Genomic DNA, 24,586 nt, shown 5'->3' with positions numbered 1-24,586 from the left:
GGGCGCTTGCTGCACGACTGTGCGTGCGATCAAACGCGCCTTTTCAGTTCGACGCACGGTAAAGCCCGTGCGCATCGATGTAGGCCAGGACCGCGTCAGGCACCAGGAAACGTACCGACTTCCCGCTGGCCAGCAGTTGACGGATCTGGGTGGCGGACACCGCAAGCGGGGTCTGCCAGACGAATGCAATATTCCCGTTCGGCCCGGTCAGGGCCAAGGGGTCACTTACCGACCGCGCGGCCAGCAGGTTGCGCAAGGCATCCGGCGGTTCGCTGTCGGCATCCGGGCGTTGCAAAACCAGGATGTGGCAATGCTGGAGGAGTTCCTCCCAGCGATGCCAAGAGGGCAGGCCGCAAAATGCGTCCCAGCCCAAAAGCAGAAACAACTGGTCGTCTGCGGCCAACTCGGCACGCATCAGTTCCAGGGTATCGACAGTGTAGGACGGTTTATCGCGCTTGAGCTCGTGGTCGTCCACCACCAGCGGCGCAATGCCGTCTACCGCCAGGCGCACCATCTCCAGGCGTTGTTGCGGTGATACCTGCGGCGTATCGCGATGCGGTGGCCGCGCATTGGGCATCACCCGCAGCTCATCCAGCGCGAGGGCGTCCGCCACTTCCAGGGCACTGCGCAAATGGCCGATGTGCACGGGGTCGAAGGTACCGCCGAGCAGCCCGATGCGTTTAGCCATCAAGTGCGCACGTGACCGTCGCCGAACACCACGTACTTCTCGCTGGTCAGGCCTTCAAGGCCAACCGGGCCGCGTGCGTGGAGTTTGTCGGTGGAGATGCCGATTTCCGCCCCCAGGCCATATTCGAAGCCGTCGGCAAAACGCGTCGAGGCGTTGACCATCACCGAAGCGGAATCCACTTCGTTGAGGAAACGCCGGGCATCGCTGAAATGCTCGGAAACAACGGCATCGGTGTGCTTGGAGCCGTATTTATTGATGTGCTCGATGGCCTGGTCCAGGTCGTCGACGATGCGGATCGACAGGATCGGCGCCGTGTACTCGGTGTACCAGTCCTGCTCTGTCGCCTCGATCACGTCCGCGCCCAACAGCGCACGGGTACGTTCACAACCGCGCAGTTCCACGCCCTTGTCACGGTAGATGGCAGCCAGCGGCGGCAGCACGCGATCGGCAATGCCGACGTGCACCAGCAGGGTTTCCATGGTGTTGCAGGGGGCGTAGCGGTGGGTCTTGGCGTTGTCGGCGATGCGGATCGCTTTGTCGATGTCGGCGGCAACGTCGATGAACACGTGGCACACGCCGTCGAGGTGCTTGATCACTGGCACTTTCGCATCGCGGCTCACACGCTCGATCAGGCTCTTGCCACCGCGCGGCACGATCACGTCGACAAATTCCGGCATGGTGATCAGCGCGCCAACGGCGGCGCGGTCGGTGGTTTCCACCACTTGCACCACTTCAGCCGGCAGCTCGGCCACGGCCAGGCCCTGCTGAATGCAGGCGGCGATGGCGCGGTTGGAATTAATCGCCTCGGAACCGCCACGCAAGATGGTGGCGTTGCCGGACTTGAGGCACAGGCTCGCGGCGTCGATGGTCACGTTCGGGCGCGACTCATAGATAATGCCGATCACGCCCAGGGGCACGCGCATTTTGCCGACCTGGATACCGGACGGCAGGTAACGCATGTCGCGGATTTCACCGATGGGGTCAGGCAGTTTGGCCACCTGACGCAGGCCTTCGATCATGTCGTCGATACGCGCCGGGGTCAGCGCCAGGCGGTCCAGCAGGGCTGGCTCCAGGCCATTGGCGCGGCCATTGGCCAGGTCCTGTTCATTGGCAGCGGCCAGCTCGGAGCGCGAAGCATCCAGAGCATCGGCGGCGGCCAACAGGGCACGGTTCTTCTGCGCAGTGCTCGCACGGGCGATCAACCGCGAGGCCTGCCGGGCAGCGCGACCCAGGCGGGTCATGTAGTCAAGAACGGACTCAGTCATGGTCAGGGAGTCTTGGCAAAGAGGAAAGCGGCAGATTATAGCTGTGACGCCGCCCGACTGACAGCGGTGAGGGGCGGATGGTCGAAATGAACTGTAAAAACTTGGGGTTCAGCCGTAATTAAGGTGGGAGTTGTTATTATTCCGTCACATTTAGCCGCATTAACCCTGATCGCCATGTCCAGTTTTGCCCCTCAGCTCCCCGCCAGCGCCCTGCCCGACAGCTTCTTCGACCGCGACGCGCAACTACTCGCGCGCGAATTACTTGGAAAAGTCATACGCCACCGCGTGGGCGATATCTGGCTTTCAGCGCGAATTATTGAAACCGAAGCCTATTACGTGGCCGAAAAAGGCAGTCACGCGTCGCTCGGCTATACAGAAAAGCGTAAGGCTTTGTTTCTGGATGGTGGGCACATCTACATGTACTACGCCCGTGGCGGCGATTCGCTGAACTTCAGCGCCCAGGGCCCAGGCAATGCCGTGCTGATCAAATCGGCCTATCCGTGGGTCGATGGAATCTCCGGCCCGGCGAGTCTGGCGCAGATGCTGCTGAACAACCCCGATGCCAACGGCCACCCTCGCCCCGCGCAGAAACTCTGCGCGGGCCAGACGCTGCTGTGCAAAGCCTTGGGATTGAAAGTGCCAATGTGGGATGCCAAGCGTTTTGACCAGGAACTGCTCTACGTTGAAGACGTGGGCCAGGCGCCGTCGCAGATCATCCAGACCACGCGCCTGGGCATTCCCAGCGGGCGCGATGAACACTTGATGTACCGCTTTGTCGATGCTGGCTACGCGCCTTACTGCACCCGGAACCCGCTGCGCCGGGGCCAGGTCGAAGGCCGCGATTACTTTTTGATTTGAACAGATTGCGACTGCTGTTCGCGCCGGTCATTGATCCCAGCCACACAGCAGATCCAATGTGGGAGCGGGCTTGCTCGCGAATGCGGTGTGTCAGCTGCGGATTCCTTCACTGAGACACCGCATTCGCGAGCAAGCCCGCTCCCACAGGTGATGACCACTGTCTCAGATTCTGTATTACCTACATGGAGTGGCGTTTTATGGGCCAATGGCTCGATAGCATTACCGGCTGGCTGACCCTGAATCCGCAATGGCTGGCCGTCGCGGTGTTTATCGTCGCGTGCGTGGAGTGCCTGGCCATCGCCGGGCTGATCGTGCCGGGCACGGTGCTGCTGTTTGCCATTGCGGCGCTCGCCGGCAGTGGCGCGCTGTCCTTGAGTGAAACACTGCTGTTGGGTTTCCTCGGCGGCTTGCTGGGCGACGGGGTTTCCTACTACCTGGGCCGACATTTCCATCAGAACATCCGACGCTTGCCCGGCCTGCGCCACCATCCTGAATGGATGAACGGCGCAGAAACCTACTTCCACAAATACGGCATCGCCAGCCTGTTGGTAGGACGTTTCATCGGCCCGTTGCGCCCGATGCTGCCGATGGTGGCCGGGATGTGCGACATGCCCTTCCCGCGCTTTGCCGCCGTGAGCGTGTTGGCGGCGGCCGGCTGGTCGGTGGCCTATCTGCTGCCGGGCTGGGCCACCGGCGCGGCCTTCCGCCTGCCACTGCCGGCCGGTTTCTGGCCGCAGGCAGGTATCGTCGCGGCCTGCCTGGCGGTGTTGCTGGGCCTGAGCTTGAACAGCAGCCTGCGCGGCCATCGTCGCGCCACCTTGTGGATGGGTTGCGCCAGCCTGACGCTGTTGATCGCCCTGTTCATTGGCTACCCACACCTCAATGACTTTGATCAGGGTTTGAGCGCACTGGTGCAGGAACACCGTAGCCCCTGGCTGGACGAGGTGATGGTGCGGATTACCCAGCTGGGTGAGTTCAGGAAGATGTTTGTCGCCAGCGCCATCTTCACCGGCTTGCTGCTGCTGGCGCGGCAGTGGCCTCATGCCGTGTTCGTGGGCGCTACACTGGCCGGCGCGGCGGTGATCAACACCGGCACCAAGCTGTTTTTCGCCCGTGGCCGGCCGGAAATCCTCACGGACCCGCTGACCAGTTTCAGCATGCCCAGCGGCCACGCCTCCGGCGCATTTGCGTTTTTCCTGGCGTTGGCGGTACTGGCCGGTCGCGGCCAACCCACGCGATTGCGCCTGACCTGGATGCTGCTGGGCTGTATTCCGGCGGCCTTCATTGCGCTGTCGCGCGTCTACCTCGGCGCACATTGGCCCACGGACATCCTGGCCGGTACGTTGCTGGCGATGACGGTGTGTGCGTTCAGCCTGACCGTCATCCAGCATCAACGCTCGCTGCCGGCGATGCCGCGCAAGACCTGGTGGCTGCTGCTGCCGGTGCTGGTGGCGCTCATGAGTTTTATCGTCCTGACCGGCACCTCCCACGCCCTGCTGCGCTACGCCTACTGAGTGAAGAGTTCGCCCTGCAACTCGTCGAGCAACATCTGGATGGCATCCAGGCGTTGCTGCGGGTCGTCGAGTTGCAGCAGGTCGATCTTGTCGGCCTCGGTGAACGGCAGCAGATAGGCCAGTTGGTTACCCAAGGCTTGCTGGCCATCGGCGTGGGTGCCCATGTCCAGCGAGGCCACCATCGGATGCTCAGCCAGCGCCTGGAGCAATGCCAGCAGGTCGGCGTCCTCTTCGCCCAGCGGTTGATCCGGCAGTTCTTCGAGCCACTGCACCTCGGCGACCAGTAGCTGGTCCTTCTGCACCCCGGTGTCACGCACGCGGAACCTGCGCCCGCCTTCGACGCGAATCCCCAGCAGGCCATTGTCTTGTTGCTTGAAGTCGCGAATCAGCGCTTCACAGCCGATCAGCGCGTAGCCGTCCGGGGCCACGCCCACTTCCCTGCCGCTTAAGATGCACACCACGCCGAAGCTTTCGCCCTTTTTCATGCAGCGGCTGATCATGTCCAGGTAGCGCGCCTCGAACAGTTGCAAGTCGAGGGTGCAGCCAGGGAACAGCACGGTATTGAGCGGGAACAGCGCCAGACTCATAGAGGTTTCCTTAAACCCGGTTTAAACGATCACGGACACGGCCAGCGGCAGGAACACCGCCGTGGCCACGCCCATCAGACTCATGGCCAACGCCGCGAAAGCGCCGCACTCTTCGCTTTCCTGCAGCGCGACCGAGGTGCCGACCGCATGCGCGGTCATGCCCAGGGCCATGCCGCGCGCTTCGGGGCTGTGCACGCCCAGGCGCGACAGGTACGCCGGGCCGATCATCGCGCCGACCACCCCGGTGATCAACACAAACACCGCCGCCAGGGCCGCCACGCCACCGATCTGCTCGGCCACGAGCATGGCAATCGGCGAGGTCACCGACTTGGGCGCCATGGTCATCAGCATCCTATGCTCAGCGCCAAACCACCAGCCCAGCAGCACACACAGGCCGGTGGCCAACACGCCACCTACCACCAGCGTAGTAAAAATCGGCCAGAACAATTGGCGGATCCGCCGCAGGTTCAGGAACAGCGGCACGGCCAGGGCCACGGTCGCCGGGCCGAGCAGAATGCCCATGATTTCGGTGCTTTTGCGGTACTCGACGTAAGTCAGGCCACAACTGAGCAATACGCCGATCACCAGCAGCATGGACACCAGCACCGGCTGCAGGAAGATCCAGCGGGTTTTCTCGAAGGCCGCCAGCACCAGTTGATAGGCGCCAAGGGTAATACCGATGCCGAACAGAGGGTGATGAATGACCGCCGTCCATGCGCCTTGCCAGTCGAAGGTCATTGATCCTTCTCCTTGCGCTTGACCATCTGCTGCATCAGCACACCGACAAAGCCCATGGCGATCACCAGCGACAGCACCAGTGCGCCGACGATAGCCCAGAAGTCGGCGGCGATGTCCTTGGCGTACACCATCACGCCCACGGCCGGCGGCACCAGCAGCAATGGCAAGTAACGCAACAGGCTGCTGGCGGCCAGGCTCAAGGGCTCGCCGACTTCACCGCGCCAGATCAGGAAGCCCAGCATCAGCAGCAAGCCGATGATCGGCCCCGGCAGCACCGGCACCAGCAAATGGTTGATCGCGGTGCCGATCAATTGAAACAGCACCAGCCATGTCAGGCCCCGTAACAGCATCGGTTATCTCCCCCTCAAAACCCGCCCGCATTATAAGCACGCCGGCTCTATGCTTCGGCATTCGCCAAAAACATGGTGGGTTGACCGGGTGGGTTGCCCATGATGATCTACCCTGGATTTGGCCCACCTATAAAAACGATGAACCAAGGAGAGTCGCAATGCCCTATGTACCTGTAGCGCAGCTCAAAGATTATGTCGGCAAGGAACTGGGACGTTCCGAATGGCTCACCATCGACCAGGCGCGTATCAACCTGTTCGCAGAGGCCACCGGCGATCATCAGTTCATCCACGTCGACCCGGTCAAGGCCGCGCAGACCCCGTTCGGCAGCACCATTGCCCACGGTTTCCTGTCGCTGTCGTTGATGCCCAAGCTGATGGAAGACCTCCTGATCGTGCCCGAAGGCCTGAAGATGGCGGTCAACTACGGCTTGGACAGCGTGCGCTTCATCCAACCGGTCAAGGTCAACTCCAAGGTGCGCCTGAACGTGACGCTCAACGACGTCACAGAGAAAAAGCCTGGCCAATGGCTACTCAAAGCCACCGCCACCCTGGAAATCGACGGGCAGGAAAAACCGGCTTACGTCGCCGAGTCGTTGTCGCTCTACTTCGTGTAAGCCCGCGCCTGTGGTGGGGATATAAACCTCACCACAGCGTATGTAAATTTATGTATGAAACTCGCAGCTGCGGCATACTCGGCGCTCAATTATCCGGATCCCGCTATGCGCCCACTCGCTCCCCTTGCCCTTGCCCTGTTGCTCACCGCTTGCGGAGACGGCGAATCGCTGTTGCCGCCCGATGCGCGCCTGCCCGATGGCGGCCGTTACCGGGGCGATGTGGTCAATGGTTTGCTGCAAGGCCAGGGCCGGGTCGACTACCCCAACGGCAGCTGGTACGCCGGCCAGTTCGACAAAGGCCAATGGCACGGCCAGGGTGAATGGCATGGCAGTAACGGCGAGGTCTATAAAGGTCAGTTCCAGCAAGGCCTGTTCGATGGCCAGGGCAGCCTGACCACGGCGGGCAGCAGTTACGTCGGTGGTTTCAAGAATGGCCGGCGCAACGGCGAGGGCACCCTCAAAGAGGGGCAAATGACCTATCGCGGCGAATTCAAGGACGATCAATATTCCGGCCTCGGCCGCCTCGAGCTGGCCGACGGCAGCCAATATCAGGGCCAGTTCGCCCACGGCAAACCGAATGGCGAAGGCCAGCGTAACGACGACAGTGGCAACCAGTTCAGCGGCCACTTTGTCGATGGCCAACTCGAAGGCAATGGCACGTTCAACAGCGCCGACGGCGACATCTATGTCGGCCAGTTCAAACAGAACCAGCTCAATGGCAAAGGCCGCTATGAAAACGCCGACGGCGACGTGTGGATCGGCCAGTTCAAGGAAGGCGCCCTCAGCGGCAAAGGCGAGCTGATCGGCGTGGACGGCAGCCACTATGTCGGCCAGTTCAGCGACTGGCGCTTCACCGGCGAAGGCCGCTTGAACCTTACCGACGGCAGCTTCTATATCGGGGGGTTCGACAGCGACAGCTATCAAGGCAAGGGCACCCTCGTGCTCACCGATGGCACGGTAGAGGCCGGCACCTGGGTCAACGGCATGCGCGTGCGCGACGCCGACGGCAAGCTGCTGCCCGACCCACTGGAAATCGGCATACTGGCCCAAGGCCGCTTGCTCGATGCCGCCCTCGCCGCCGTGCCCGCCTCCACCCCCGCCGTCGAGCTGTACACCCTGGTGCTGGCCGGCGACGGCAAGCAAAGCGTTTTCCTGCGCGAAGCCGATTATGTGAGCAACATGCTCGCCACCCGTTTCGGCGCACGCGGGCAGATTCGCCTGGTCAACCACCGCGACCATATTGCCGACCGCCCGCTGGCCACGCGCGAAAGCCTGCGCCGCGCCGTGCAAACCCTGGCCGAGCGCACGGGGCCGGAAGATCTGGTGTTTATCTACATGACCAGCCATGGCACTCACGAACACGAACTGGTGCTCGACCAGCCGCGCATGGAACTGGCCGACCTGCCGGCCGATGAACTGGCCGCCGTGCTCGCCCCGCTGAAAAACCGCGACAAGGTCATCGTGATTTCCGCCTGCTACTCCGGTGGGTTTATCCCGGCGCTCAAAGATGAGCGCACGCTGATCATGACCGCCTCGCGTGCCGATCGCGTGTCCTTCGGCTGCTCCGAGGAAGCGGACTTCACCTACTTTGGCGATGCCCTTTTCGCACAAGCTTTAAACCAGACAGATGACTTACAGCAGGCTTTCAAACTGGCACAAATGCACGTGTCCGAGCGCGAACAGGCGGACAACTTCGAAGCTTCCGAACCGCAGATATGGGCGCCCAAAGGCGTGATCGCCCATTGGCAGTTATTACGTAAACAGCAGGCACGAAAGGCGCTCGAAAGCGTCTCAATGAATAGCAAGGAAGCCAAAGGCAACTAAGCTGTAATGTGTAACAAGGGGGAAACACCATGTACCTGACACCACAACATATCTTGCTCGCCGGGGCCTCGGGCCTCACCGGCGAACACCTGCTCGACCGCCTGCTCAACGAACCTACCGTGACCCGCGTACTGGCGCCTAGCCGCAAGCCGCTGGCTGAACACCCGCACCTGGAAAACCCGGTGGGTGATCCAGTGGCGTTGCTGCCGCAACTGAGCGGCCAGGTCGATATCGCCTTCTGCTGCCTGGGTACCACAATCAAACAGGCTGGCTCCGAAGCGGCCTTTCGCGCGGTCGACCTGGACATGGTCGTGGCCTTCGCCAAGCGCGCTCGGGAAATGGGCGCGCGGCACCTGATCGTGATCAGTGCAATTGGCGCCGACCCGAAATCCTCGATCTTCTACAACCGCGTCAAAGGCGAAATGGAGCAGGCGTTGAAGGCCCAGGACTGGCCGCAACTGACCATCGCGCGACCTTCGCTGTTGCTGGGAGAGCGCCTGGAACCCCGTTTGGCTGAACAGCTCGCCGGGCCGTTGTCGCGGCTGATTCCGGGCAAGTACCACGGCATTGAAGTCTGCGAGCTGGCTCGGGCCATGTGGCGCCTGGCGCTGGAAGAGCAGGACGGGGTGCGGGTGGTCGAGTCGGATGAGTTGCGCAAGCTCGGCAAGTAACGTCGTTCAGCTTGGCACACAACAAACGGTGGGAGCGGGCTTGCTCGCGAAGGCGGTGGATCAGTCAACTTAGGCATCGACTGACACGCCGCCTTCGCGAACAAGCCCGCTCCCACATTGGTTTTGTGTTGCCTGCAAGGTCGGTGCTACAGACCACCGGTTGCGTTGAAGCCCACACCCAACACCGTCAGAACCGACAGCGGCAACAGCAGTGTGTCAAGCAGCGCGCTGGCCGGCAGGTCGATGTGCGGATAGCTCGGCGCTTCAGCGCCAAATCGGTCCTTGGCGCAACAGCCGCCGTCAATCGCATACAAATCCAGCCGCGTGCCGGCGTACACCACCGGCGCGCCAGGCTGCGCTGCGTCCAGCGTGCGTGCGGTGGCGCAGCCCGTCAGTTGCAGCGCCAGCAGCACTAACAGGGCTTTATTCATCGCTGCTCAAATGGTGCTCGCCCCAACGCGGCAGCATGTCCTGGGGAATGTTCAGCAGGTTGAGAATCCGCGCCACCACAAAATCCACCAGGTCATCAATGGTCTGCGGCTGGTGATAAAAGCCGGGCGAAGCCGGCAAGATGGTCACGCCCATGTTCGACAACTTGAGCATGTGCTCCAGATGGATGCTCGAATACGGCGCCTCGCGCGGCACCAGAATCAGCTGGCGGCGCTCCTTCAGGGTCACGTCCGCCGCGCGCTCGATCAAGTTGTTGCAGGCGCCCGTCGCGATCGCCGACAAGGTGCCGGTAGAGCACGGCACCACCACCATCGCCGCCGGCGCCCCGGAGCCTGAGGCCACGGGCGACATCCAATCCTCTTTGCCGTAAACCTTGATCTGCCCTGCCGCAGCCCCGGTGTATTCGGTGAGGAAGGCTTGCATCATCTGCACCTTGGGCGGCAGCGCGACATCAGTTTCGGTGGCCAACACCAACTGCGCGGCCTTGGAGATCAAAAAATGCACCTCGCGGTCTTCGCGCACCAGGCAATCGAGCAGACGCAGGCCATAGGGCGCGCCGGAGGCACCGGTCATCGCCAGGGTGACGCGTTCCGGGCCGCTCATTTCAGCGCCTCGGCCAGCTTGCCGTGCAAGCCGCCGAAGCCACCGTTGCTCATCACCACGATGTGGGTGCCCGGCGTGGCTTGATGCTTGACGTGTTCAATGATGCCCTCGATGGAATCGCAGACGGTGGAGGGCACGGTGCACAGCGCAGCAATGCCCGGCAGGTCCCAGCCAAGGTTGGGCGGCGCATACCAGACCACTTGGTCGGCGTCATTGACGCTTTCCGGCAGGCCATCACGGTGTGCGCCCAGCTTCATGGAATTGGAGCGCGGCTCGACAATGGCAATGATCGGCGCATCGCCGACCTGCTTGCGCAGGCCATCCAGCGTGGTGGCAATGGCCGTCGGGTGGTGGGCAAAGTCGTCGTAGATGGTAATCCCGTTGACGTCAGCGACTTTCTCCATGCGCCGCTTCACGCTTTTGAAAGCACTCAACGCGGCGATGCCCATGGCGGGCACCACGCCCACATGTCGCGCGGCCGCCAGGGTGACCAAGGCGTTGGCGACGTTGTGCTGGCCAGTCATGCCCCACTCGACGATGCCTTGGGCTTGCCCCTCAAACAGCACTTCAAATCTGGAACCGTCTTCGCTGAGCAGGTTGACCTGCCACTGCCCGCCCGCGCCGGTAGTTTGCACTGGGGTCCAGCAGCCCATATCGATCACACGCTGCAAGGCCGGCTCGGTGGTCGGATGGATGACCAGGCCTTCGCTCGGTATGGTGCGCACCAAGTGGTGGAACTGGCGCTCGATGGCCGGCAGATCGGGGAAGATGTCGGCGTGATCGAACTCAAGGTTGTTCAGGATCGCCGTGCGCGGGCGGTAATGGACGAACTTGGAGCGTTTGTCGAAGAACGCGCTGTCGTATTCATCTGCCTCGATCACGAAGAACGGTGTGTCGCCCAGGCGCGCCGACACCGCAAAGTTTTGCGGCACACCGCCAATCAAAAAGCCCGGGCTCATGCCTGCGTGCTCCAACACCCAGGCGAGCATGCTGCTGGTGGTGGTCTTGCCGTGAGTGCCGGCCACCGCGAGTACCCAGCGACCTTGCAGCACGTGGTCCGCCAGCCACTGCGGGCCGGAGACATAAGGCAAACCTTTATTGAGTACATACTCGACCGCCGGGTTGCCCCGCACCATGGCGTTGCCGATCACCACCAGGTCTGGCACCGGGTCGAATTGCGACGGATCGTAGCCTTGGGTCAACTCGATACCCTGGGCCTGCAGTTGCGTGCTCATGGGCGGGTAAACATTGGCGTCGGAGCCGGTGACGTGGTGGCCCAACTCTTTGGCCAGAACCGCCATCGAACCCATGAAGGTGCCGCAAATACCGAGAATATGAATGTGCATGGTTGACCTCGTAAAACATCGAGGCAGGTTAGCGCAGGGAGGGGAAAATCGCACTCTTTAGCTGCCGCAGTGCTGGGGCGATGGGGTCAATCCAGACGGCCGTTTACCGAAAAAGAAGTGCCGCCGCCTACGCTGTGGTTGCCAGTACGCAACCCATCGAAGACAACCGCACTTCTTTCATTGCTGGCTCTGTGGCTCAGAGCCTGGGACGCCGGCGCTCACCTAGGCGGCGCTGCCCCGGTGCTTCACTTTCATTGCCCCCATCAACGCGGTAAGGGCCGCCATCCTGGACTCCAAGCCAAGCGCCCGGCTTTTGATGTCGTCTTTTTCGGCCCCGGTTGAGGCGGCCTGAAAGGAAATACCCAGCTTCTGCGCTTCGTTGGCAAATGCCGGCTCGATGTAATCAAGCATCTCCTCGAGATAATCCATTCGCTCTTCGTTCGTTTTCGCGACCCATTCCAGGCCTGGCTGTACATGCGGCTCGGAACGAAGATCCGCCAAGGTATTTGCCAACAGAAATACGCTCTTCTGACTATGATCCACCAGACGCCCATCCTGAACACTTTGCTCAGTGGCGGCCGTCTTCGTCGAACTGATGAGGGGTTTTACGACCTCCAGAATGGCTCCGCTGGCGACCACGCCAACCGTCGAAAGCGGTACTGTCACCACTGCCGTGATGCTGGCGACTTTTGCAATGTCCTTGCGCTGAAGCGGGAGCGCACGGTCCGCTTTCGCACTGCTGGCCTGCACCAGCTCCGCTGCGTTTTCTTCCAGGCCCCGTGCAGAAAACGGTTCGACTTCCTGGCCCTCTACTCGACCGGGCGTCGGTTGCGCGAACAACTTATCTCGCATTCCAGCGTCCTTTTGGACTTGCCATTCTTTTTGATGCTTGGCGTGGTAATCGGCCATTTCCGGTGTGTCAGGAGTGTCAGGTGACTCTCCCGGCGTGCGGGTACCGCTCGCGTGGCCTGGCGCGCTGAAGCCATTCACGTGTGCGTCCACCAAATGCTGATCATAGGCCTGATTACCTGCCCCGGGTTTGCTGCCTGACCCGCCTTCGAGTTTCGGCGCGTCAATAACCCGCGTAGAACCGGAAGGAACACCCGAGATGTCTACCCTGGTAAAACCTGAGGAGAAAAGATCCCCAATCTTTGAGAATGCCAAGGGCCGCGAGATTGAATTTGAAAACATCATAATGATTTACCTAATGGTTGATTAACATTAGAAAGTCATCCATTTCCTTCATTTAATACGTGGCACAACAACCAATAACGTTCCGATTAAACTCTATAAATATACAACCGATTAATGAGCAGACTACTTACCCACAGCCATAACTTCTCAAACACCCAGAGACCGTTACTTAACACCCGATAATTACTGACTAAATTATGTGGCCGCAGGTGCCAGCGCGCTCACCACACCAAACTGTAGTAACTGGGGGCCAAACGGCGTATTGGTGAGCGTATTGTAGGCGTACCACGCACCTTTCTTGAAAACAGCAACCACGGGCACCCACAAATTATTGCTTTGCGCGCGATGAAACCCTTTGACGACATCATCGTCTTTATAAATCTTTGTCACATCATAGCTGCGCGAGTGCCCTCTTAATCGGGACAACACCTGGTCGCCATGTTCAAGCACGTACTTGATGTCCTTATACCCAGCACTCGCGCCTCGATTAAGGTTTTTCGCAATATCGGCCGCGTCGGTATAGCCCACCGAAGCGCCAACGCCGGCAAAGACCGAACTCTTGATGACATTGCTGAGCGCCTGACCGCGCTTGACGGTCTTTCGAGCAGTGTTAAGCGCCGGAAGAACAAAGCCTAAAATGTCGAACCCGATATTGAAGATCGCTCCCGACACGTCGCCCCTGATTGCGTCGTGAATGCCGTCATAGAAAGGGATCAGTCCAAGAAAAAAAGCTTTCAACTGTTTGTCGTAGCGTTCTCCTTTTTCTATCGCCGTGATCCCGGCCGCCTTGGACTTCAGCGCTTCATAGTCACGGGTAAAAAAACTGGCCGCCGTGATACCAAGGGCGCCGCTTTTGGCGGAAAAGTACGTCCCGTTCAATTTACCAGGGCGTTCAAGGGGATCACGCCCGTGATGGGTCGCGCCGTATTGCGTATAGACGTTGTACGTGCCCGGAACACGACCTTGGGTGCTCCCGCCAAAATAGGCGCCATCGTCAGCATTGGTGTGTTCACCCGGAAACCCGCGTTCCTTCACGAACCGCCCCAATGCCAGGAAGTAACTGTAGTAGCTGGCCTGGCCCGCACTCCCCGCTACTTTCATGAGCAAACCATGCCGGCCTTTGAGTGCCTCGACCTCTTGTACTGTGGGCGTTCGGGGCTTGATATCGGCGTACAAGGAGAGCCCTGATACAGGCTCTACACTGTTCCAGGAAAATCCCGGTGCAGGCGCCGTATCAAGAAAGGGGCGAGACACCTCGATAAAACTGACGGCCGACTGTTCGATACGCGCTCGGTCCACCCTGGGTAATAGCGAAAGCTGATACTTAAACTGAATGGCCCAGGCACTGTCATGCGCCACTTTATAGTTCTCAAAGGTTGTAGAAAATACCTGATTGATATCAGGAACAAGTTGAGCAAGGCGTGGCGTTATCGCCGCCCAAGGCAGCGCCTTATTATTCAGCGACCGCCAGCGCTCTGGTTTGATCGGACCACTCATATACACATCAAGCAGCGAAACAGGGTCATGTTTGACCCATGGTGCCTGCAAGACTTTTTGGGTGGGGTCCAACTCAGGAAACACCCGCTTCAACTCGGCCACCGCCAACTGCTCTCGCGTCGTCGCAGGTGCTGACAAGGCATCACCTGCCCATGCCAGCTCTTTTTGTTGTTTATTCAACGCCTCTTGTGAACGCTTGACGTCTGTGTACCCATAGTCGTGGTTGGGTTTAAACGCGATAACACCGTTGGCCAGGCCCCAGGTAATAATTGCACTGCCCGACGCGGCGCTCAGCTGATCCTCGCCTTCCAGGGACGTGAGCGGCGCTTCACCAAACGCCATTACTTGGCTGAACGTCATATTCCCCGCAGCGCCAGGCACTTGTTGCTCAATACGTGAAACTTCTATGGCGAAGTTCGCCCACGTATGAGAGCCGTAAACAAGGTTGGGCGGTATGTCTTTTACCAGGAACTCCGGGGCGGCGGCCGCTAATAATAACTGCGCAGCCACAGGCGCCGCTTCAACCCCGACCTTACGCTCAAGGTGAGCGGTGAAACCTTTGACAATGGTTGCAGGTGAGCAACCTGCGTTGTCCCCTTGATACAGGTTGTAGCCCGCCAGGTTGAAGCAGGACTTGCCCATTCCAGGATCAAGCTCTTGCACCAGGGCGACACTCACACACTCGTTTACACTGGTGGGCGTCTCGATCACCTTGATCTTTTTTTGTATCTCCTGACCCAAGGCCCGCGCCTTGGGTGATCGAATCAGCAGATCCAATGCCGACGCAGGGTTACGCGCGATGGTTGCCTTGGTGGCCTGAGGAAGCTCGCTGATCAGCCGCCGTAGTAATCTGCCCGCACCGGCGTCAGCCTGAGGATTTGATCGGTGGGTTACCTGGGCCTTGTGCCATTGACCTACCGTTGCGCGAACCTTGCGCAGTGACGTCGCGCTCAACAAACCAGCGATCGACCTTGCCCCGCCAGCGTTCGCGCGCGGCGCCCGATGGGCCAGGTCAAAGGATAACGCCAGCGCCAAACCCTGGGCCTGCTGACTATTGACGGGCACTTTATGCCCCTCCTGCCTGAGCATGTGCGCCACGCTCATCCGGGGGCGCTGCTCACTGGCAAATTGGCTGGAACGCGGGTCGATCTGAAGCATGATCGCGTCCAGGTCGATGCGCCCACTGGCGTCATCGGTCTGAGACCGCAGCGCAGTCATGAGCGCATGACGGTTAGCGTCATCACCCAGCGCTGCCTGCTGCCGGGTCAACGCCTCTGCAGACCGCAGCGACGCATAAGCCGAGGGCGCGAACGCAAACAGCGCCTTATTCGCCAGTTTCTTGCGGTGCAAGGCCGCTTGCGCAGGTGTGAGGTCTATTGGCTGATTGTAAAACTGGCCCACCGTGTACAACGGCACTTTGCCTTCCGGCCAGGGGTAACTGAACCCCTGCCCGGGTTGAGGCGCGATCACCCTGGCAATCGACAACAGTGTTCGGGAAACATCGGACCACCCCGAATCGTCCCGTAGCGTAAACCTGCGCAATGCGCCGTCGACGATGCCGGCAAGCTCCCCACGCGCCGTGTCCAGCTGCATGCCCGCCGTATCAAGCCCTTGCACTTTCGCCCACGCCAGCAACCCTGGGCCTTTGAAGGCGCTGTCCAGTTGGGCGCGCCACCGCCCAAGCGTGGACCCTGCGGGCACTTGAACATCAGGCGACATCCCCGACGTCTGGTAGGAGCGCGTGGCCAAAGCGCTTGCGAAGAACCTCGCCAACTGGGCATCCCCCATGGCGCGGCATTCGGTGCTGTCCGGCAACCCGGCACTGCGCTCCTGTCCACTGGCAGGCTTATTGGCGGGCGCCGGGGCGGACTTCACGACCGGCGCCGCTGCATGAGTTGGAAAGATTGGCTGTGGACTAAACTTCGAAACATTAGTCATTCAACACCTCGCAGGCAAAACAGTCTGGCTGACTGTTCACGCACTGAGTGGTGCAACTACCTACAAACATCACAACAAACTGCCGAAAAGTCTGCATTCGGATATGTCAATTGCTGTTTGTTTCTCTCTCTACATTACGCAACACTTAAGCGGGTTTAATCGCCTGGTTAAGTTAAATAACTGCGTTCAATTCCGTGTTTGCGCAACTTTCTGTAAAGCGTATTTCGGCTCACCCCCAAATGCTCAGCGGTGCGGGTCATGTGCCAATGGTGTTGCTGCAACGCTTCAAGCAAGGCCACGCGCTCCGCATCGTTCAAGGCAAGGCCGGGAACGGGTTCAGAGGCCACGGCGGGTCGGGCCTGACGAATGATTGACGGCAAGTCGTCAAACCTGATTCGCCCATCCTCGGACAACGCCGCCAAGGTGCGTAATACGTTGCGCAACTGCCGCACGTTGCCCGGCCAGGCAAAGTCCAGCAGCGCCTGGCGCGCCGTCTCGTCGAGCAACACGACCTGCCCTGGCGCCTCATCGGCCAGCAAAAAGTCCAGCAATTGGGCTTTGTCGCTGCGCTCACGCAAAGGCGGCACGTCGATTTCAAGGCCGTTGAGGCGGTAGTACAAGTCTTCGCGGAAGCTGCCGCTGGCCACACGCGCCAACAAATCACGGTGCGTTGCGCTGATGATCCGCACATTGATTGCTTGCGGCTCACCGCCGATGGGCACGACCAGACGGTCTTCCAACACCCTCAGCAGGCGGGTTTGCAATGCGAGGGGCATGTCACCGATCTCGTCGAGAAACAAGGTGCCGCCGTCGGCCTGCTGTAACTTGCCGCGCATGCCTTCCTTGAGCGCGCCGGTAAAACTGCCGCCGCGATACCCGAATAGTTCGCTTTCGATCAGGCTCTCAGGAATGGCGGCGCAGTTGAGCGCAACAAAGGCTTTGTCAGCCCGCTGACTGGCCTGATGCACGGCCTTGGCGAAAGCTTCCTTGCCCGAACCGGTTTCACCGTTGATCAGCAACGGTACGTCGCGCTCGAACACCCGCAGCGCCTTGCGCAACTCATTCTGCAGCACCGGGTCGCCCAAGCAGATGCCCGTCAGGCGCGGCGCCTGGGGCTTGGCCTGCGGTGCCGGCACGCTGCGTGCCTGGCCGCGCAATGCGGCGAATAAATGCCGGCCATCACGCGTACGCAGTGGCCAACTGGCCGTGGCGTTGGCGCTGGCACGGCCAAGCAGTTGATCAAGGGAACACTCGAAAAACGCTTCCACCGGTTGCCCCAGCAAACCGCCACGAACCTGTGCCAGCAGGTTCAGCGCGCTTTGGTTGACGGCGCAGATCCGCCCTTCGCCATCGAACGCCAGCAACCCTTCACTGAACAGCCCCACGGATTCGGCCTGCAGGTGAAAACGCAGCAACCACTGGTTTTCAAAATGACGCAGGAAGTAACAACTCTCGATCATCTTCGCCGACAGGTTCACCAGCGCCATGGTGTGGAATTGGCTCTGACGCGACACGGCCTCGCGAGCCGACGACACGTCCAGCACGGCCAACAGCTCGCCCTGAGGGTCGAACACCGGGCTCGCCGAACAGGTCAGGCCGGTGTGGCGGCCGCGAAAATGCTCATCGCGGTGAATGGTCAGGGACTGGCGCTCCACCAGGCAGGTGCCGATGCCGTTGGTGCCTTCGCACGCCTCACTCCAGTCGGCGCCCAGCCACAGCCCGGCGCGCTCGAAAATCTTGCGTTCCGAAGGTGCTGTCACACAGTTGAGAATCACCCCACGCGCATCGGTGAGCAATACCGCATGGCCGGCGCCGGAAAGCTGCTGATGCAGGCTGTTCATTTCGCTGCCGGCAATGTGCAGCACCTGCTGCAGGCGTTCGCGGCTTTCCAGCAGGCGGCCATGTTCGAGCACGGTGGGGGCGATGCTCAACGCGGGGTCGAGGTGATAATCCTCCAGGCAGCGCAGCCAGGAGCGGGCGATGGACGGGTCGCTGCCGGGGCCTTGGGCAAGGTCCTGCCCACGGGTGACGGTGAGGACTTGCTGGGCATGGCGACTGAAATGATCGTTTTGCATGTTCTTATTATTCTCTCTGCGTGAGAACAGCCAGCATCCCCCAGCCACCCAGGCATTGCAATCCCAGGCAGACCCGCCGGTCACGGGCTGTACCGTTTGTGGCACACACTGTCACCCCACCTGTACCAGCCCTGTCACAGCAACGCCTTGCACTAAACCTCAAACCCTTGATTTACCTGGCCTGCAAAGCAGTGGCCCGACCTTTGCTCTACGCTTTATCAAGCGCAACACCGCTGTACTCCAATAAACATAAAAGTCAGGAGATACCCACCATGCGTTATGCACATCCCGGTACTGAAGGCGCGATTGTTTCGTTCAAGGCCAAGTACGGTAACTACATCGGCGGCGAATTCGTCGCGCCGGTGGATGGCAACTACTTCACCAACACCTCGCCAGTCAACGGCAAGCCCATCGCCGACTTCCCGCGCTCCACGGGCAAAGACATCGACAAAGCCCTCGACGCCGCCCACGCCGCCGCGGATGCCTGGGGCAAGACCTCGGCTCAGGACCGCTCGCTGGTGCTGCTGAAAATCGCCGACCGCATCGAACAGAACCTCGAACTGCTGGCCATCACCGAAACCTGGGACAACGGCAAAGCCGTGCGTGAAACCCTCAACGCCGACATCCCACTGGCGGCCGACCATTTCCGCTACTTCGCCGGCTGCATCCGCGCGCAGGAAGGCACCAGCGCCGAAATCAACGAACTGACCGCCTCGTATCACTTCCACGAACCGCTGGGCGTGGTCGGCCAGATCATCCCGTGGAACTTCCCGCTGCTGATGGCCGCGTGGAAACTCGCCCCGGCCCTGGCTGCCGGTAACTGCGTGGTGCTCAAGCCCGCCGAGCAAACACCGCTGGGCATCAACGTGCTGATGGAACTGATCGGCGACCTGCTGCCGCCAGGCGTGCTGAACGTGGTGCACGGTTACGGCAAAGAAGCCGGCGAAGCCCTGGCCACCAGCAAACGCATCGCCAAGATCGCCTTTACCGGCTCGACCCCGGTGGGCTCGCACATCATGCACGCGGCGGCCGAGAACATTATTCCGTCCACCGTTGAGCTGGGCGGCAAGTCGCCGAACATCTTCTTCGCCGACATCATGAAAGCCGAACCGTCGTTTATCGAAAAGGCCGCCGAAGGCCTCGTGCTGGCGTTTTTCAACCAGGGCGAAGTGTGCACCTGCCCATCGCGCGCGCTGGTGGAAGAGTCGATCTACGACGACTTCATGAAAGTGGTGATGAAAAAGATCGAGCAGATCAAACGCGGCGACCCGCTGGACACTGACACCATGGTCGGCGCCCAGGCGTCCGAGCAGCAGTTCGACAAGATCCTGTCCTACCTGGAAATCGCCAAGGGCGAAGGCGCGCAATTGCTCACCGGCGGCAAGGTCGAGAAGCTCAGCGGCGACATGGCCGGCGGGTATTACATCCAGCCGACCCTGCTCAAGGGCACCAACGAAATGCGCGTGTTCCAGGAAGAAATCTTCGGCCCGGTGGTGAGCATCACCACCTTCAAGGACGAAGCCGAAGCCCTGGCAATTGCCAACGACACCGAGTTCGGCCTGGGCGCCGGTGTGTGGACCCGCGACATCAACCGCGCCTACCGCATGGGCCGCGCGATCAAGGCCGGCCGCGTATGGACCAACTGCTACCACCTGTACCCGGCGCACGCCGCGTTCGGCGGTTACAAAAAGTCCGGTGTGGGCCGTGAGACGCACAAGATGATGTTGGATCACTACCAGCAGACCAAGAACTTGCTGGTGAGCTACGACATTAATCCGTTGGGTTTCTTCTAACTTAAACCTGTAACGGGCGACCAGTTCTCAACTTGACATGCAATCAAGTGTGGGAGCTGGCTTGCCTGCGATGCAGGCACCTTGGTGTGTCAAGCACAGCTCGTTGATGCTATCGCAGGCAAGCCAGCTCCCACATTAGATCTACGCAAGTACTCGCAACTCGCATTCGGCACAAAGAGGCCGAGTTAAAACAATAAGAATGGACGGTACTTTCCCATGCCTAGCGAACCCACTGGCTCTTCCGTCGACTTCGAAAAAGTCGGCACCGACTACTTCCAACAACGCGAACTTAAAAAAGGCGCCGCCGGCTGGGTGCTGTTGGTCGGCCTTGGCGTTGCCTATGTGATCTCCGGCGACTACGCCGGCTGGAACTTCGGCCTGGCCCAAGGTGGCTGGGGCGGCATGTTCCTCGCCACCTTGCTGATGGCCACCATGTACCTGTGCATGTGCTTCTCGCTGGCCGAACTGTCTTCCATGATCCCCACCGCCGGCGGCGGCTACGGCTTTGCCCGCAGCGCCTTTGGCCCCTGGGGCGGCTTCCTTACCGGCACCGCGATCCTGATCGAATACGCCATCGCCCCCGCGGCCATCGCGGTGTTTATCGGCGCTTATTGCGAGTCACTGTTCGGCATTGGCGGCTGGATGATTTACCTGGCGTTCTACATCATCTTTATCGGCATCCACATCTTCGGCGTGGGCGAAGCCTTGAAGCTGATGTTTGTGATTACCGCTGTAGCGGCGATTGCCTTGGGCGTGTTCCTGGTGTCGATGGTGCCGCACTTCAACATTGCGAACCTGCTGGACATCCCCGTGACCGAGGCCAAAGGCGCCAGCACTTTCTTGCCGTTTGGCTACGTCGGCGTCTGGGCGGCGATTCCCTATGCGATCTGGTTTTTCCTCGCCGTCGAAGGCGTGCCGTTGGCTGCCGAAGAAACCAAGAACCCCAAGCGTGACCTGCCTCGTGGCTTGATCGGCGCCATTGTGGTGCTGACCAGTTTTGCCCTGTTGATTCTGGTCATCGCACCCGGCGGCGCCGGCACTTACGCGCTGATCAAGTCGGGCAACCCGTTGGTTGAGGCGCTGGCACTGTCCTACGGCGGTTCGACCTGGATGGGCAGCTTCGTCAACCTGGTTGGCTTGGCCGGGCTGATCGCGAGCTTTTTCTCGATTATCTACGCCTATTCGCGGCAGATCTTCGCCTTGTCCCGCGCCGGTTACTTGCCGCGCAAGCTGTCGCAAACCAACAAAAGCAAGGCACCGGTGCTGGCGCTGGTGATCCCGGGCATCATCGGGTTTGGCCTGTCACTGACCGGCCAGGGTGATTTGCTGATACTGGTGGCGGTCTTCGGCGCGACCATTTCCTACGTACTGATGATGGCCGCGCACATCACCCTGCGCATCCGCCGCCCCAAAATGGACCGTCCGTACCGCACGCCGGGTGGCATTTTCACCTCTGGTGTCGCGCTGATACTGGCCTGCGTGGCCGTAGTGGCGGGCTTTCTGGTGGATCCGCGGGTGGTGATTGGCGCCGCGATCATCTATGGAGTATTAATTGCTTACTTTGCTTTCTACAGCCGGCATCACTTGGTAGCAGGCACGCCCGAAGAAGAATTCGCCGCGATCCAGGCCGCAGAGGCCGCCTTGCACTGAATGCCGTAAACCTCGACGCGGGCAGCTGGCCCGCGTCGCCAAGGAGACACTGTATGGCAAGCTTTTCCCACGCGGTGGGTGCACAGACCTACCGCTTCGACAGCCTCAAGGACGTGATGGCCAAGGCCAGCCCGGCGCGTTCCGGGGACTTCCTGGCCGGCGTGGCCGCGCAGGACGACGGCGAACGCGTGGCGGCGCAGATGGCGTTGGCGAACATCCCGTTGAAGCACTTCCTCGAAGAAGTGCTGATCCCCTACGAAAGCGACGAAGTCACCCGGCTGATCATCGACACCCACGACAAACAGGCGTTTAGCGTGGTCAGCCACCTCACCGTCGGCGGCCTGCGCGACTGGCTGCTCAGTGACGCGGCCGACGAACACGCCCTACGCGCATTGGCGCCGGGGCTGACACCGGAAATGGCCGCCGCCGTCTCCAAGATCATGCGCGTGCAGGACTTGGTGTTGGTTGCGCAAAAGATCCGCGTGGTCACTCAGTTTCGCGGCACCATGGGCCTGCGCGGGCGCCTGTCGACGCGCCTGCAGCCCAACCACCCGACGGACGAACCGGCGGGCATCGCCGCGAGCATTCTCGACGGCCTGCTCTACGGCAATGGCGACGCCATGATCGGCATCAACCCGGCCACCGACAGCATCGCCTCGATCTGCGCCATGCTTGAGATGCTTGATGCGATCATCCAGCGCTACGAAATCCCCACCCAGGCCTGCGTGCTGACTCACGTGACCACGTCCATCGAGGCCATCAACCGGGGCGTGCCGCTGGACCTGGTGTTCCAGTCGATTGCCGGCACCGAAGCGGCCAACGCCAGTTTCGGCATCAGCCTGAGCGTGCTGCAGGAAGGTTACGAGGCGGGTTTGAGCCTGAACCGCGGCACCTTGGGCCAGAACCTGATGTACTTCGAAACCGGCCAGGGCAGCGCCTTGTCGGCCAACGCGCACTTTGGCGTCGACCAGCAGACCTGTGAGACCCGCGCCTACGCCGTTGCGCGGCATTTCAAGCCGTTTTTGGTCAACACCGTTGTAGGTTTTATCGGCCCGGAGTACTTGTACAACGGCAAGCAGATCATTCGCGCCGGCCTGGAAGACCACTTCTGCGGCAAGCTGCTCGGCGTGCCGATGGGTTGCGACATCTGCTACACCAACCACGCCGAGGCCGACCAGGATGACATGGACACCCTGCTGACCCTGCTGGGCGTGGCCGGGATCAACTTCATCATGGGCATCCCCGGCTCCGACGACATCATGCTCAACTACCAGACCACCTCGTTTCACGACGCGTTGTACGCCCGACAAACATTGGGTTTAAAACCGGCGCCGGAGTTTGAACAGTGGCTGGCCAAGATGGGCATCTTCACGCAAGCCGACGGCAAGGTGCACTTCGGCAACAGCCTGCCACCGGCGTTTCGCCACGCCTTGAAGCAATTGGGATGAAGGAGCCGCCTGTGCAAGTAGAACTGCCTGACAACCCGTGGCTGGAACTGCGCCGCCTGACCCCGGCGCGCATCGCCCTGGGCCGCACCGGCACCAGCATTCCCACCAGTGCGCAGCTGGACTTCCAATTCGCCCACGCCCAGGCGCGCGATGCGGTGCACCTGCCTTTTGACCATGAAGGCCTGAGCAGCCAAATGGCCGAGCGCGGCCGTGAGAGCTTGCTGCTGCACAGTGCCGCCGTTGACCGACATATGTATTTGCAACGCCCGGACCTGGGGCGACGCCTCAGTGATGAGTCGGCGCAGAGCTTGCGCGACTACGCCGCCGCGAACCCTGGCGGTGTGGACCTGGCCGTGGTGGTGGCCGATGGGCTGTCGGCGCTGGCCGTGCATAAACACACGTTGCCGTTTCTGACACGCATGGAAGAACAGACTCACGCCGAAGGGTGGTCCTTGTCGCCAGTCATCCTGGTGGAACAGGGGCGCGTGGCGGTGGCCGATGAAATCGGCCAGTTGCTGGGCGCCAAGATGGTGGTGATTCTGATCGGCGAGCGGCCGGGGCTCAGCTCGCCGGACAGCCTGGGGTTGTATTTCACCTACAACCCCAAGGTCGGGCTCACCGATGCGTATCGCAACTGCATTTCCAACGTGCGCCTGGAAGGCCTGAGCTACGGCATGGCCGCGCACCGCCTGCTTTACTTGATGAAAGAGGCGTGTCGCCGGCAGCTGTCGGGGGTCAACCTCAAGGACGAGGCACAGGTACAGACCATCGAGTCGGATGATCCTGACCTGATAAAAGGCAATTTCCTGCTCAGCCCGCCGGAATGACCGATAGCCGCACGATTGCGCTTTTTTGCGCCATTAGGCAGCATCCGGTCACGGCCGCTTGTGTGGTCATCCCCCATTTGGAAGTTGAGGCCTGGCATGCGGATTACTCAAGCGACCCTGGAACACTTGGACCTGTTGACCCCGTTGTTCGTCAAATACCGCGAGTTCTATGGCGCGCTGCCGTTCCCCGACTCATCGCGGGCGTTTCTGGAAAAACGCCTGCGCCGCAAGGAGTCGGTGATCTACCTGGCCCTGGCCGACGATGATGACAAGCGACTGCTGGGTTTTTGTCAGCTGTACCCGAGCTTTTCGTCGCTGTCGCTTAAACGCGTGTGGATCCTCAATGACATCTACGTGGCCGAAGATGCGCGCCGGCAATTGGTGGCGGACAACCTGATGCGCACGGCCAAGAAAATGGCCAAGGAAACCCAGGCGGTGCGGCTGCGGGTGTCGACCAGCAGTGATAACGAGGTGGCGCAGAAGACTTATGAGTCGATCGGCTTTCGCGAAGATACGGAGTTCAAGAACTACGTGTTACCGATCAGCGAAGACTGATAATGCCGAATGGCTTTGGCTTCCTAATGCGGCAAGTGAGCTTCCTGTGGCGAGCGGGTTCAGTGTGGCGAGCGGGCTTGCCCCGGTAAGCCCGCTGCCGC

The 24,586-nt window shown here is 60.8% G+C and carries 21 protein-coding genes; 10 read left to right on the top strand and 11 right to left on the bottom strand.

What is annotated here, in order from left to right; translation table 11 throughout:
* Window positions 1-43: 43 nt before the first annotated feature.
* Together nadD and AACV02_RS17070 are read right to left on the bottom strand one after the other, a co-directional pair.
* On the bottom strand, window positions 44-688 hold the full coding sequence (nadD, locus tag AACV02_RS17075; RefSeq protein WP_106579377.1) for a nicotinate-nucleotide adenylyltransferase: 645 nt from the start codon (window positions 686-688) through the stop codon (window positions 44-46).
* On the bottom strand, window positions 688-1,953 hold the full coding sequence (locus tag AACV02_RS17070) for a glutamate-5-semialdehyde dehydrogenase (protein WP_119740887.1): 1,266 nt from the start codon (window positions 1,951-1,953) through the stop codon (window positions 688-690). The genes nadD and AACV02_RS17070 overlap by 1 nt, the downstream gene beginning before the upstream one ends.
* A 174-nt stretch (window positions 1,954-2,127) precedes the next feature.
* On the opposite strand from AACV02_RS17070, the gene AACV02_RS17065 reads away from it, so the two are divergent.
* Window positions 2,128-2,811 carry a DNA-3-methyladenine glycosylase gene (locus AACV02_RS17065; RefSeq protein WP_119740885.1) on the top strand — a complete coding sequence of 228 codons (684 nt, stop codon included), beginning with the start codon at window positions 2,128-2,130 and terminating at the stop codon, window positions 2,809-2,811.
* A gap of 197 nt (window positions 2,812-3,008) precedes the next feature.
* The gene (locus AACV02_RS17060) at window positions 3,009-4,325 is read left to right on the top strand and encodes a bifunctional DedA family/phosphatase PAP2 family protein (protein ID WP_119740883.1); all 1,317 of its coding nucleotides are present in this window, start codon (window positions 3,009-3,011) and stop codon (window positions 4,323-4,325) included.
* Here AACV02_RS17060 and AACV02_RS17055 read toward each other — a convergent pair.
* The 3 genes from AACV02_RS17055 to AACV02_RS17045 are packed head-to-tail and all read right to left on the bottom strand — an operon-like array spanning window position 4,319 to window position 6,000.
* Window positions 4,319-4,912, bottom strand: coding sequence for an LON peptidase substrate-binding domain-containing protein (locus tag AACV02_RS17055; protein ID WP_119740881.1), 594 nt, complete (start codon window positions 4,910-4,912; stop codon window positions 4,319-4,321). The genes AACV02_RS17060 and AACV02_RS17055 overlap by 7 nt on opposite strands.
* A gap of 21 nt (window positions 4,913-4,933) precedes the next feature.
* Window positions 4,934-5,650, bottom strand: coding sequence for an LrgB family protein (locus AACV02_RS17050; RefSeq protein WP_106579382.1), 717 nt, complete (start codon window positions 5,648-5,650; stop codon window positions 4,934-4,936).
* Window positions 5,647-6,000 (bottom strand): CidA/LrgA family protein, encoded by a 354-nt coding sequence (locus AACV02_RS17045; protein WP_106579383.1) that lies wholly within the window; start codon window positions 5,998-6,000, stop codon window positions 5,647-5,649. Before AACV02_RS17045 ends, AACV02_RS17050 begins: the two co-directional genes overlap by 4 nt.
* A 158-nt stretch (window positions 6,001-6,158) precedes the next feature.
* On the opposite strand from AACV02_RS17045, the gene AACV02_RS17040 reads away from it, so the two are divergent.
* The 3 genes from AACV02_RS17040 to AACV02_RS17030 all read left to right on the top strand — a co-directional run bounded on the left by AACV02_RS17040 (window position 6,159) and on the right by AACV02_RS17030 (window position 9,109).
* Window positions 6,159-6,614 (top strand): MaoC family dehydratase, encoded by a 456-nt coding sequence (locus tag AACV02_RS17040; RefSeq protein ID WP_106579384.1) that lies wholly within the window; start codon window positions 6,159-6,161, stop codon window positions 6,612-6,614.
* Window positions 6,615-6,719: 105 nt separating this feature from the next.
* A complete protein-coding gene (locus AACV02_RS17035) occupies window positions 6,720-8,438 on the top strand; it encodes a C13 family peptidase (protein ID WP_119740879.1) in 1,719 nt (572 codons plus the stop codon).
* A gap of 29 nt (window positions 8,439-8,467) precedes the next feature.
* A complete protein-coding gene (locus tag AACV02_RS17030; protein WP_106579386.1) occupies window positions 8,468-9,109 on the top strand; it encodes an oxidoreductase in 642 nt (213 codons plus the stop codon).
* Between the two features lie 146 nt (window positions 9,110-9,255).
* Here AACV02_RS17030 and AACV02_RS17025 read toward each other — a convergent pair whose 3' ends face one another.
* The 6 genes from AACV02_RS17025 to AACV02_RS17000 all read right to left on the bottom strand — a co-directional run bounded on the left by AACV02_RS17025 (window position 9,256) and on the right by AACV02_RS17000 (window position 18,212).
* Window positions 9,256-9,540 (bottom strand): YceK/YidQ family lipoprotein, encoded by a 285-nt coding sequence (locus tag AACV02_RS17025; RefSeq protein ID WP_106579387.1) that lies wholly within the window; start codon window positions 9,538-9,540, stop codon window positions 9,256-9,258.
* Window positions 9,533-10,162, bottom strand: a complete 630-nt coding sequence (gene ubiX, locus AACV02_RS17020; RefSeq protein WP_003219402.1) for a flavin prenyltransferase UbiX — start codon at window positions 10,160-10,162, stop codon at window positions 9,533-9,535. The genes AACV02_RS17025 and ubiX overlap by 8 nt, the downstream gene beginning before the upstream one ends.
* Window positions 10,159-11,508 carry a UDP-N-acetylmuramate:L-alanyl-gamma-D-glutamyl-meso-diaminopimelate ligase gene (mpl, locus tag AACV02_RS17015; protein WP_119740877.1) on the bottom strand — a complete coding sequence of 450 codons (1,350 nt, stop codon included), beginning with the start codon at window positions 11,506-11,508 and terminating at the stop codon, window positions 10,159-10,161. The genes ubiX and mpl overlap by 4 nt, the downstream gene beginning before the upstream one ends.
* Before the next feature lie 222 nt (window positions 11,509-11,730).
* Window positions 11,731-12,702, bottom strand: coding sequence for a hypothetical protein (locus tag AACV02_RS17010; protein WP_124418534.1), 972 nt, complete (start codon window positions 12,700-12,702; stop codon window positions 11,731-11,733).
* A gap of 195 nt (window positions 12,703-12,897) precedes the next feature.
* Window positions 12,898-16,014, bottom strand: a complete 3,117-nt coding sequence (locus tag AACV02_RS17005; protein ID WP_119740872.1) for a hypothetical protein — start codon at window positions 16,012-16,014, stop codon at window positions 12,898-12,900.
* Between the two features lie 290 nt (window positions 16,015-16,304).
* Window positions 16,305-18,212: a sigma-54-dependent Fis family transcriptional regulator gene (locus AACV02_RS17000; RefSeq protein ID WP_119740869.1), complete on the bottom strand. Its 1,908-nt coding sequence runs from the start codon at window positions 18,210-18,212 to the stop codon at window positions 16,305-16,307.
* A gap of 272 nt (window positions 18,213-18,484) precedes the next feature.
* Between AACV02_RS17000 and exaC the strand changes: the two genes are divergently transcribed.
* From exaC to AACV02_RS16975, 5 genes are all read left to right on the top strand, one after another.
* Window positions 18,485-20,005, top strand: a complete 1,521-nt coding sequence (gene exaC, locus AACV02_RS16995; protein ID WP_119740867.1) for an acetaldehyde dehydrogenase ExaC — start codon at window positions 18,485-18,487, stop codon at window positions 20,003-20,005.
* 216 nt (window positions 20,006-20,221) lie between these two features.
* Window positions 20,222-21,655 (top strand): ethanolamine permease, encoded by a 1,434-nt coding sequence (gene eat, locus AACV02_RS16990; RefSeq protein WP_119740865.1) that lies wholly within the window; start codon window positions 20,222-20,224, stop codon window positions 21,653-21,655.
* A 53-nt stretch (window positions 21,656-21,708) separates the two neighbouring features.
* A complete protein-coding gene (locus AACV02_RS16985) occupies window positions 21,709-23,103 on the top strand; it encodes an ethanolamine ammonia-lyase subunit EutB (protein WP_119740863.1) in 1,395 nt (464 codons plus the stop codon).
* Window positions 23,100-23,930 (top strand): ethanolamine ammonia-lyase subunit EutC, encoded by an 831-nt coding sequence (gene eutC, locus AACV02_RS16980; RefSeq protein ID WP_119740861.1) that lies wholly within the window; start codon window positions 23,100-23,102, stop codon window positions 23,928-23,930. Before AACV02_RS16985 ends, eutC begins: the two co-directional genes overlap by 4 nt.
* 96 nt (window positions 23,931-24,026) lie before the next feature.
* Complete coding sequence (locus tag AACV02_RS16975; RefSeq protein ID WP_017136027.1) at window positions 24,027-24,485, top strand: GNAT family N-acetyltransferase; 459 nt, start codon at window positions 24,027-24,029, stop codon at window positions 24,483-24,485.
* Window positions 24,486-24,586: the final 101 nt, after the last annotated feature.

This window comes from Pseudomonas sp. Larv2_ips (assembly GCF_963879675.1).
GTDB lineage: Bacteria > Pseudomonadota > Gammaproteobacteria > Pseudomonadales > Pseudomonadaceae > Aquipseudomonas.
The sequence above is the reverse complement of the archived record's forward strand: the minus strand, read 5'-3'. Positions and strand labels throughout refer to the sequence as shown.